The sequence below is a fragment of the Streptomyces sp. G-G2 genome, assembly GCF_030063135.1.
Lineage (GTDB): Bacteria > Actinomycetota > Actinomycetes > Streptomycetales > Streptomycetaceae > Streptomyces.
Window position 1 is genome coordinate 1 of sequence record NZ_JASISO010000027.1, and the last position, 1,193, is coordinate 1,193.

Below are 1,193 nucleotides of genomic sequence, written 5' to 3' on the forward strand. Positions count from 1 at the left end.
CTCAAGGGCCGCAGCGATCCGCGACCCCCCGTCGCCCGCCCCCGGCACGACCGGCCCCGGGCCCGACCCCGCAGCCAACCCGGCCCCCGCCGACGCCGACGGCAACGGCAACGGCAACGGCGACGCCCCAGGCGACGGGAAGTCAGGAACCAGCTGCCCCGCAGCCTTCCGCAGGGCCGCCCACCGAGCCTCCCGCACCCCACTGTCGTGCCAGCTGCCCGCCTCCCCCCGCACCGGCCGCTCCCGCCACCCGTGCACCACCAAGGCCACCGGCACCGCCAGCGCCAGCGTCCACCCCGCCGCCGCCGCCCCGGTCGCCCACCACACCGGCCCGAAGTGGGCCAGTTCCCGCGATCCCAGCGGCCCTCCGGCCATCGCCGCGAGCGCGCCCAGCAGCAGCCCGCACACCAGCGCCCCCAGCGCCGCCGTCAGCGCGGTCTCCCCGTAGGACACCTCCCGCGCCCTCCGGACGGCGAACCACCCCACCAGCAGCCCCGCCACCACCGGCACGGCGCCGACCGCCCAGGTCAGCGGCGTACCGGGGCCCTCCGGCGGAAGCCCCGCCAGTAGCGGGAACCCCGGCATGGCGGGTGATCCGGCGAAGCCGAGCGGGGTCGCGGTCGCGCCCGTACCCACGGCGAAGCCGGGCCCGAGCGCGTACGCCGCACCCCACACCGCCGCGTTCGGCACCAGCGCCAGCGCCACCAGCAGTACGGCGAACCGGCCCGACCACACGCCCGTCAGGGACAGGAAGGACGACTGGACCTCCCCGCCGTGCCAGGCGAGCGAGGCCGAGACCAGCAGCGCGCCCCCGCCGACGAGTACGAGCGCCCCCGCGCTCCCGGACCGCAGCGCCAGCGCGTACCGGGGGCGCGCGAGCGCCCTCCGCACGCCCCTCGGCACCCAGGCGGGCCAGGCGGCGGCCGGCCTCCCGCGGGCGGCCCACACCCCGGCGGCGGCGGAAACCACCGCCACCAGGGGTACGTGCCAGGCCGCGCTGAGCGGATCGGCGGGCACCGGCCCGCGCGCCGCGTACACGGTGGCGCCCGCCCCCACCGCCAGATAGCCGCAGAGCACCGCGGCGAACACGGTGCCGGCGGCCAGGCTCCCGCCGCCTCCCCCGCCGCCCCCGAGCACAAGAACGACCACGCCCGGGACCACGGCCGAGAGCCGGAACAACGGCGGGACCAGGA

Annotated in this window: 1 protein-coding gene; it reads right to left on the minus strand. The window is 79.1% G+C overall.

The features are described 5' to 3' along the window. On the minus strand, window positions 1-1,161 hold a 1,161-nt coding region (locus QMF80_RS21510; RefSeq protein ID WP_502962894.1), incomplete at its 3' end, for a cell division protein PerM. Between the last annotated feature and the right edge of the window lie 32 nt (window positions 1,162-1,193).